At 63.5% G+C, this 9560-nt stretch carries 4 protein-coding genes; all 4 read right to left on the reverse strand.

From position 1 onward, the window contains the following. Positions 1–13: 13 nt before the first annotated feature. The 4 genes from AADX97_RS21415 to brxC all read right to left on the reverse strand — a co-directional run bounded on the left by AADX97_RS21415 (position 14) and on the right by brxC (position 9535). Positions 14–4876 carry an Eco57I restriction-modification methylase domain-containing protein gene (locus tag AADX97_RS21415; protein ID WP_374237061.1) on the reverse strand — a complete coding sequence of 1621 codons (4863 nt, stop codon included), beginning with the start codon at positions 4874–4876 and terminating at the stop codon, positions 14–16. A gap of 235 nt (positions 4877–5111) precedes the next feature. Further along, positions 5112–5531, reverse strand: coding sequence for a type II toxin-antitoxin system VapC family toxin (locus AADX97_RS21420; protein ID WP_374237062.1), 420 nt, complete (start codon positions 5529–5531; stop codon positions 5112–5114). Continuing rightward, complete coding sequence (locus AADX97_RS21425) at positions 5512–5886, reverse strand: hypothetical protein (protein WP_374237063.1); 375 nt, start codon at positions 5884–5886, stop codon at positions 5512–5514. Before AADX97_RS21425 ends, AADX97_RS21420 begins: the two co-directional genes overlap by 20 nt. 109 nt (positions 5887–5995) lie before the next feature. After that, positions 5996–9535: a BREX system P-loop protein BrxC gene (gene brxC / locus AADX97_RS21430; protein WP_374237064.1), complete on the reverse strand. Its 3540-nt coding sequence runs from the start codon at positions 9533–9535 to the stop codon at positions 5996–5998. Positions 9536–9560 lie beyond the last annotated feature (25 nt).

Genomic DNA, 9560 nt, shown 5'->3' on the forward strand with positions numbered 1-9560 from the left:
GTCAATTGTTCGTCTAGTGCTTGCCGGCGTTGGCTAAATGGTAGCGCGTACTGCGGTCGGCGCCGGTCTTGGTGACCGTGCCTTCGGTCAGCAGGGCGTTGATGGCGAGGTTCCACTGGGCGTCGGTCAGGCCGGTCGCGGCGAGGACCTCGGACTTGCTGATGCCGCCCTGACTGGAGGCGATGGCCTGCCTGACGGCGTCTAGGGTTTCGGGGAGAGGGTTCAGGGTTCGGGGTTGATGCGGGTTCGGGGTTCGGGGTACAGGGTTCAGGTGGTTGAGCCCTGAACCCTGCGCACTGAACCCCGCAGCCTGTACCCGCTTGGGGGCTCGGGTGCGCCCCGACGGTTTTCGGCCGCCGGCACGGACGGCGACAGGTGCGGGTGCCTCCAACAGGCTGTTCAGGGCATCCTTGACCGCGGCAGACGTCCGCTCGCGCACAAGATCCGCGATGACCTCCTGAATCCTGAACCCCGCACCCTGAACCCTGGCTCGCCATTTCCCGTCGTCGCCCTCCTCCCAGAATGCCTCTTCCAGTCCGTGGGCGATGGCAAGGCTGCGGTCCGCGGCGCACTTGGGGACGACCCGCTCGGGCCAGAGGTGCATGGCCAGGTGTGCCCAGTCGTAGTCGCCGGCCGTCAGTTTGTCCCAGCAGTCCTTGCACTCCTTTTGCCAGGCCCGGTGCTGGGGCACCAGGCGCCACAGGGGCGCGAAGTTGATGATGACGCCGTCGTTGAGATCGGGATTCCAGAGGGGGGCAACACAGGCGACCTCTTCCCGGAAGGCACGGAGCTCTTCGACGAAGCCCTGCTGCTCTGCGATCTCTGTGCGCTGGTTGGCGGTCGGGGTTCCACCAGCCCCCTGGAGCAGCCCCATCAGCTTGCGCTCCTCGTGTTGGAGTTTTGGGCTCACAGAGTCATTGAGGACCTTGTACAGGGTGTCGCGAGTGAACCGATGGTAATAGAGCCAAACCGAGTAGCCCGCCGAGGGGGTGGCAAGCTGCCAGTAGATCGGCGCCTTACGGCGGCTCTTCGAGTAGCGTTTGATATGGTCCGGGAAGAACGACCGCGCGAACCAGGCTCGAAGGTCATTACCCCGGCCTTCGAGGATCTCGGTGGCCTCGCGCCAGGCGGCGTCTGCGCCATCGGCGAAGACGATATCGAAGACCAGCCGGCTGCGCGCGGTGAGATCGCGCTCATGCCCCGGATCATCCACCAGGATGCCGTCCCAAGGGATGTCGACGGGATAGGCGGCGGGCAGGTCATCGGGGCCGGCCGGAAGGCCCTGGGCGTTCTGCAATTGGCCGGGCGGGCAGACGGGGAGTGGGGCGAAGGGGTCCGGCGCTTCAGGCGCGGGGCGTTCGCCGGTCGCGTAACGGATGTCCCAGCGGCCGATGGCGCAGCCAAGGGCGTAGGCCAGCAGGTCGGCGGCCAGCGCGGGTGAGTCGGCTGCGGGGTTTTCATCGTCGTTCTCTTCGGCAGCTTCAGCCGCCTCTCCGGTGGCTTCGGCGGCGAGGGTGGTTGTTAGCGCGGCCCGGTCGTCGGCATCGAGACCATAGAGGCGGAAGGCGATGTCGTCGATTTCGGCCTGGATGGCCGAGACGGTTTCCTCGCTCGTGCGAAGGCGGGCAGCCCATGCGGCGGCTCGTTCAGCTAGCGTGCTCTCGGTCGCAGCGAGCAGTGCTGGAATCACAAACGCATGAGATGTGGTTGCAGCGATCCGCACGCCTCGCTTTTCCATCCAAGCGTGAAGAGCAAGTTCTCCAAGCTTTTCGCCATTTCGGTTGGCAAGATCGGGCGTCGGGAGTTTTTGAAGAACGCCGACAACGAACTCGGGAAATCCGAAACGTCCGAGAAGGATTTTGAACAAGTAGTCGAAGACCGAGGATGACGTCAGACCAAGTACGGGCAACAGATGCGACTCGGGCGCGAGAATTGCGTATCCGCGGACGGTAAATATGGAGTCACCGGGCATCACTTGCGGTGAGAATGCTCTCGCCCGAAGCGGCCAAGTGATACCCGGCCGGAAATACAATTCGTAGTTTGAAGGCAGCTCACTGCTGCGACCAGGCCGACCGAGAAATCCAGCGAATGTTTTTCGCTCGTTGTGCCAGTGCGCGACGAGAGGTAACTCGTTATAAAAAGGAGAATAAGCGCCACCCTTTACATAAGTTCGCCATGTTCCGACGAGGGGGCGCGCTGAACATTCCCAAAACGTCCGAAGATAGCGAAAATCATCGCTCGTTGCACCGCCCTGGCGGGCGATCCGGTCCCCAGATTCAAACGGCGGCAATTTAGCGAAGAGCCGAGCGAACGTGATCCCAACCCAATATGCAAAGGGACTTCCCGGCATCTCACTGAAACTACGTGGATCATAAACAAAAGCTCGTCGGTTGCCACCTCGAACACCTTCACGAAGCGCCTCCCCTTTATCCTGTTCCGCCAAGGCTCGAACACAAACCATCGGCGCGAAATCTGCTGGCGGCGGAGCAGCAACGTTCTTCCCGGCCTGCCAGAATGGCGTATAGCGCACAATATCGCCGGGGCTGCGTTTAATGAAGCCGTGGGTTTCGAGGTGCTCAAGCTCAGCGACGGCTTGATGGCGCTTGAGCCCATCGCGAGCAGCTTGCCATTTCGGCAAACTGAACCGGTCCTGTTTGTCGCGCACCACGCTGTTGAGCACGGGAACCAGCGAGAGCGTGAGGTCGCGGGCTTCAGTCACGGAGAGGCTGCGCAGCACATAGGCGGCGACCTCGACCATGGCATCGAGCACGCCGCTGCCGAGATCGGCGAGGCAGATGGGCCGATAAAGTCGCAGCACGACGCGGATGCGCCAGTCCTCGCTCTGACCGAGGAAGAACCCGGTCCGTGAGCTGAGAATACCCAGATAGCCGGCGGGGACCAACCGGGCCTGGAAGCACTCGACGAAGGCCTTGTAGACATCGCCCTTGGTGTCGCCGTAGGTGGTCTCGATGTAGGGCTTCGAGGGGAGGCTGGCGTCGCCGAAGGGCGGATTCATGAGGGCCACGTCATAACGCTGCCGGCACAGATCGATGAAGGCAAAACCGCGGGCCATATCATCGGCAAACAGCCGGCGCTGGTAACCGCCGCTGTACGCGGTGCGTTCCGCGTACTCCCGGAGTGCGGCGTAGATGCGCCCCTCGGCATCCTCCCAAAAGGCCGCGTCGGTGATCCCGATGACGTCCAGACCAATCGCCAGTTGCTCAGGCGCGGGGCGGTCATCGCCAAACAGCCCCAATTGTTCGGGCTTCTTCGCGCCGGTGAGCCATTGTTGCCGCGCCTCGGCCACGGCGCCGGCGATCTCATCTTCGATCTTGAGCAAGGACCCGGCCTCGCCGGCGAGGCGCATGGCCGCGAACACCCGGCGGACCAGTTGGCCGAGGAGCCGCTGTTCGGGCGTGGTGGACAGATGGGCCGCAATGAATTCATCCAGGTAGGCGCCCTCGCCAGGCATGGGCTCGGCGCACGCGATGTTGGAGCGGCGGATGCGCGGGCGGTCCTCCCGCCGCAATCCCTGCTCCTGCCAGGCCCGCTGAGCGCGCAGCCAGAGCGACAGGCCGGCGATCTGCGCGGCCCGCGGGTCGATGTCGATGCCGTGGATGTTGTGCTCGATGATCAGCCGCGGGATGTCGCGCAGGTAATCCTCCTTCGTCGCGTAAAGCGCGTGCAGCGGCGCAAGGCCCTCAGCCCCGGCATCGCTTCTGGAGGGCAAGGGGAAGTCGAGATCCCAAGCTTCCTCGTAGATGACCTGGTAGAGGTCGAAGGCATAGAGACCAAAATGCATCGAGCCGCAAGCCGGGTCGAGCATGCGGATCAAGCGGGGGTCCTTCAGCGGACGATAGGGAATCTCAACAGGCCGCTGGAGCAGCTCTTCCTGGCTGAGCTCAATCGCTGCGTCAGGCTGCGGCGACAGTGCGTCGTCGGACTGAAGGAAGATCTCGTTGGGACGCCGCACCAGGTAGCGGCACTGCTCCTTCAGACGGGTTTCGCCGCGGGTCATCTCATACCAGATTCGACCCAGACTGTTGTCGGTCAGGAACTCGACCACATAGCGAGGCGTGAATAACTGGTTGCGAACGGCCAACTCACGACTGTTGCGCGGCGCAGCGGATTCATCCCGCATCCGCTTCCGCTCGGACGGGTCGTTGTAATACTGGTAGAACCAGCCGATGGTTTCGTCTTGCTCCCAGACGGTCGAGGGTTCCGGGTTCAGGGTGCGGGGTTCAGGGGAGGTGGCTACTGAACCCTGAACCCTGATTTCTGAACCCTGCGCACTGAACCCTCCCAACCCCGGATGGTTCAAAATCTCCAGCAGGTCCGTCAACGCTTGCCTTCTTGGCCAGAGCAGGCTCGCCGGATCGCGACGGTCGAACAGAACGCGCACTTCGCGGCCAATCTCGTCGAACAGACTCTCGATGTAGAGCCGATAACCACGATCCGGAAGCTGCACCAGCCCAGGCGCCAGGCCGCAGAACTCCTTGAACCCCGACGACTGCTCACCCCGTGAGATGCATTCCTGAACCAGACTTCGGGCCTCCAGCATCTTGAGCGCGACGAACCGGTTCAAGGTCGTGAACGACGCCTCTCTCAGAAAACCAGCAACGGCCTCGGCAAAGCGTCCCTGTTCTGCTAAATCCTGAACCCCGATCCCTGAAACCCGAATGTGCTCGACCGCTGCCACCAGCTTTGCCCGCACAATCCGCTGCGCCGCATCCAGATGGCTACCGGGCTCGGCCGAAATGCTCCCGTCCAACCGGATGTCGAAGACACCCGCCAACTGGTTCTCGAAGTCCTGCTCAAGCAGCCCGCGCGCGGCTTGGGTGGCCTTCTGGATGCGGTTTCGGGTGTCTTTGTCCATTGGTTCGGGGTTCGGGGCTCAGTTGCTCGCGGCCAGCATGCAAAATCTAAGTCGTTGTTACGATTGGTTGTCGCGCGGAAATACAAGCGCGCGCGAAAAAGATCCGCGCGCGCTCATATTTCTGGCGGTCTATCCCGTTCCACGCAGGAGCCTATCGTCGGGCAGTGTCCAGCAATTGAGGCTGGAGCTGGGACGGTGGACTCGTCCGCGGCCTCAATCAGGCAAATGAAGAGGGTCATGAATCAATTTGCTTGGGATGCAGTGAAATCGTGTTCAGTCCCGGTACGTGGAATAAGGGTTTAGTCGGGCGCTCCAGGGTCACAAAGACCTCTGCACCGGCCTGCAATGCCGCGACGGCGTGCAGCGCATCCATGGCGCCGAGATCCCGTTGAGCCGCCAACACGAGGGCATGTTCGACCAAGGTGTCCGTGGTTGGGACCCACAAACTGACCGCGGAAAAATAGCAGTCCATAAACGCAATCTCATCTTCGCGTTTATAGAACAGGGGCTTGCGCAACGTTTCAAGACGCAGATAAGCACTGGCGACGAAGGCTCTGCCGGGCTCTCCAAGCAACTTAAGTGCTTGATCGGACGCCGGATGATCACCGCGAAACGCGGCGATCAGCGCATTGGCGTCAACGTAGGTCTTGATCATCGCCGACCTCCGTACGGCCCTGCCGCACCTCCTCCAGGATGGAGTCGGCGGATTGGAGCAGCAAGCCCCGTGCGATGGCGCGCCGGCGAATGGCCAGGAGCTCAAGGCCAAGCTCGGTGCGCGGCTGGCCATGGTCGACTGCGTCAACGCCGGTCAATGGCGCGACTGGCGTCGCCGTCGCCTCTGGCTCCGTTGCGGCTGGCAAAGGCACCGTGGGCGACAGCCCTCGCGGTGACCCTGGGGGCGAGGCATCCGGGAGGACAGTCACCACGACCCGCGCCCACGCCACCCCCGGCAGCGGCTCCAACAGACGCACCTGACCGTTTTCATAAACGCCTTCAACACTCGGTGTCATGACAGAAAACCTCGCTCTAAGATCCGATCTGCCCCCAACGACCCAGTGTGCCCCGACCGGTGATCACCATCAAGACGAGGGCCGAACCCCGAACCCCGAACCCCGAACCCTACTGTACCAACACCTTCTTGCCAGCCGCGATCAACTCCAGGCACTGCTCCTTGAGCCCGTCGAGCGCCTGATCGAGTTGTTCCTCGTTTTCGATACCGCCGGCGAAGTAGCTCGATGCCGAGACCTTCACCACGCGGTTGCCGTCGATCAAGCGCATGAGTTCCTCGATGGCCTTGTCGCGACGCACGGGGCAGGCGTCGAGGTCCGCACGGAGCTGGGGTATCGACGGGTTAAGCGCCTTCGCGAGCGCGTAAGCCGCCAACGGCTCGGCGATGCGGTCGCGCTGGTCCTCGCCGACATCCTCCCAGCCGGGCGTGCCGCGCAGGTGTTGGAGTGCGTCCGCGTAAGCCCGGGCTCGGGCATCGAGCGCCTGTTGCAGGCGGGCTTGGTGGGCGGTCTCTATGGCCTTGGTGTGCTGATCGATGGCCGGCAGCTCGCGGAAGAAGGATTCCCGGGCCAGCATGTCCTTGAGCTTCTCGGCATGGTCCCGGTCGGCGTCGCTCAGATCTGGCTCGGGCTCCAGGAATGGCCAGAGGCTATCAAGCGCCCTTCGCGCCCGGCCCAGGTCGTGGAGTGCGGGCTCCGTCAATGCGTTGGCAAGCTCGGCACCCCGCTTGACGGCATCTTTCAGCGCCTGGTGGCCGGCGGTGAATGCCTTGAGTGCCTGACAATCGCGCTGGCGGCGAAAGCCCACGATATTGCTCAGTGCCGCGGCAATCACCTCGCCCCCTGGGAGTCCGTGCTTGTCGAGTTGGGCGACGACCTCCCGCAGGGTCTCTTCATGAGTCTCGCTGGTCTCGCGAATGGCCTGAGCAATCAGAGCCTCGTCGTACTCCTGAATCTCTTTGCCGAAGCAGGTCTTGTAGGCTTCGCCGGCCTCGATGTAGTCGGTGAACGCGCAGTCGGTGGTCCGCGGGCGGAAGGAGGCCTGGCGGAACAGGTTGTTGTTGGTGAAATTCGTCCGTGCCTCGAGCGACAGGGCGGAGTCGATCACCTGTCCCTTGCTGGTTGCCTCGATCTTGCCGGCACGCAGCAGCGCGATGACGAGGAGCCGCACGGTATCGAACTCCCAGCCGAAGGGTTCCTTGGCAAACTCGTCGGTCAGCCAACGCCCGCTGGCGGTCTCGCCGTAGCTGGTGCGGTTCTCGATGCGGGCCAGGACCTCGGCGAGGACGCCGGTCTCGACATTGAAGGTGGGTTTGCCGCCCTGGTCCCGAACCAGACCGAGGTCCGTGTAGACGGGCGTCAGTCCGCGCAGATTCTCGGTGGTCAAGAGGGCGTCCAGATCGGCCTTGGCGACCCGCGCGGCGGCCTCCTCGAAGCGGTCGAACACCTCCGGAAGCGCTTGGGACAGGACCTTCGCAGCGCTCCGCGACACGTCGCCGGCGCCCTCGTCCGGGCTGCGGTCATTGCCCCGAAAGAAGATGGTGCCGGTGAGCAGGGACTGTTTGACGAGACGCCGGACCTCGTCCTGATGACGCCGTTGGCGGATCTTCTCCTCCGCCACCAGGGCGGACTCGTCCTTGGTCTGGGCGCCACGCTCCTTGCGCGACAGGATCTCCTTGGAGCGGTGGAGCTCGACGGTCTCGCGGTCGATCGCGTCACTGATCGCGGCAACCCAGAACACGGCCTTGGTCTCGGTCTGGCTGCGACGACGGAACTCCTCCACCTGTCGATCGCATTCGGTGCCGGTCTCGGCCAAGGCGAGATGGAACGGGATGTCCCCCTCCACCGCCAACCGCTCGCCAAGGTACAACCCGGCCTTGAAGGGCTTGACGTCGAGCAGATTGTGAGAGGGTTGCGGCTGCCAGAGTGCGGTGACGGCCTCCGCATGCAGGCGGGCGGTATCGCCGGGTTTGGGGACCAGACCGGAGCGCTGGCGTTCCCAGTCATCCTCGGCCGGGCTGGGGATCCGGTAGCCGTCGTCGCCGCGGCGGACCATGAGGCCCTTTTCCAAGGCAACAAGGGCCTGGCGGACCTCTGCCAGGCGTGAATCGGCATCAACCGCCGGATGGAGCGCGGCGGCGACGTTTTCGGCCGTCCGGTGGACGCTGCGCACGTATTGCAACAGGCAGATCACCTTGGCGACCGGCTGGGCAAGCGGGTGCGCGATCTTGGTTCCGATGTCCGCGATCTTCGCGCGGATCTCGCTGCCGATGTTGCCGGAGACGAGGTCGTAGATCTGGTCCACCCGCGCCAGGGTGCCGGGCGGTTGGTTGGCCAGGTCCACGTCCGGGTGGATGAGCAATTGCTGGGCGAGCTTGATGATGGTGCGGTTGGCTCCGCCGACGTGCTTGCTCGCCCCGCCCTGTGTGCGCAGGCCGGAGACGATCTGGATGATGAGATCGATCTGATAGGGGAGCAGCGGATAGAGCTCGATGAAGGCGTCGGCCGTGAGCTCCGGCAGCTTGATGTCGGCGGTGAGACGGGTATTGTCGGTCAACCGGCCGCGGTGTTCGGTGAAGCGCTCGCGCAGTGTCTTTTCGGCCTCGGCGTTCTTCGCGAGCACGCGCTTGCTGGTGACCTCCGAAATGTCCGAGGGCTCCAGGTGGACCTGAAGCTCGGACGGGAAGCGGTCCATGAGGCGGGCGAGCTCGACGCGACGATCGTCCAGGCCGCCGACGAGCTCCGTCAGCTTTTCCTGGGAGGTGACCAGGATCCACAGCTTGCCGCGTCCGACCCGCCCGAAGCTCTGCACGACCGCCTGCAGATCAAGCATCTTCTGCACGTCGCGAGCGACGAACTGGCCGACCTCATCGATCACAAACAGAAGGGTCTTGCCGGGCCGCCGGCGCGACATCAGCTCCATGCACCGGGTCGCCAGATCCCCCGGGGTGATGTCGGCGCGTTTCATGGCCGATTCGCGCCAGCTATCGGCCGTGGCATAGGTGGCCGGCTCCATGGCATGCATCACGCGGCTCGCCTGCTGGACGGCAATGGCGATCTTGCCTTTCTCGACGTCCCAGTCCTTATCGAAGACCTCGCGGTATTTTGCCTTGAAGGCGTCGAGGCGGTCTTGTCCCTCCAAGGTGATCTCCAGCTCGGAGAGATCGAGATCCCGCGCATAGCCCAGGCTCTGCAGGAAGAGCCGGTACATGATCTCGGTGATGCTTTGGTTGCCGGTGCGGATGCCACGGTCGGTGGAGACATCGAAGATCACCGCCTCGGTGGGAATCTGCTCGGCGATGTTGGTCAGCAGGACTCGGGCCTTGGTGTCCTTGCAGCGCTGCGCGAGCAGCTCCCCGGCGCCTTGCCCCAGGATGTACCGGTTGGCGAGGGCGAGACCGATGTACTTGGCGAAGCCGGACTTGCCCGACCCGAAGAATCCCGAAATCCAAACCGCGATGCCTTCGTTGGGTTTCAGCCAAGTGGACAGGTAATGCTCGAAGATCTTCAGAAGATGCGACAGGATGGAGCTGGTGACGACGTACTCAGCCAGCTCGTCGCGGATGATCATCTCGTCGGCCTGATCGACCTTGATGACCTCCTCGATGCGGCGGTCGATGTCGTTGGCGAAGAGGGTTTTGATTAGGGGCATGGGTTCGGGGTTCGGGGTTCGGGGT

It is taken from the genome of Thiocapsa sp. C2-2m (genome assembly GCF_041903745.1).
In the GTDB taxonomy this organism is placed as follows: domain Bacteria; phylum Pseudomonadota; class Gammaproteobacteria; order Chromatiales; family Chromatiaceae; genus Thiocapsa; species Thiocapsa roseilacustris.

Coding starts and splice junctions, on each gene's coding strand:
- AADX97_RS21415 (WP_374237061.1), bottom strand. CDS start 4,876: ATGGACAAAGACACCCGAAACCGCATCCAGAAGGCCACCCAAGCCGCG.
- AADX97_RS21420 (WP_374237062.1), bottom strand. CDS start 5,531: ATGATCAAGACCTACGTTGACGCCAATGCGCTGATCGCCGCGTTTCGC.
- AADX97_RS21425 (WP_374237063.1), bottom strand. CDS start 5,886: ATGACACCGAGTGTTGAAGGCGTTTATGAAAACGGTCAGGTGCGTCTG.
- brxC (WP_374237064.1), bottom strand. CDS start 9,535: ATGCCCCTAATCAAAACCCTCTTCGCCAACGACATCGACCGCCGCATC.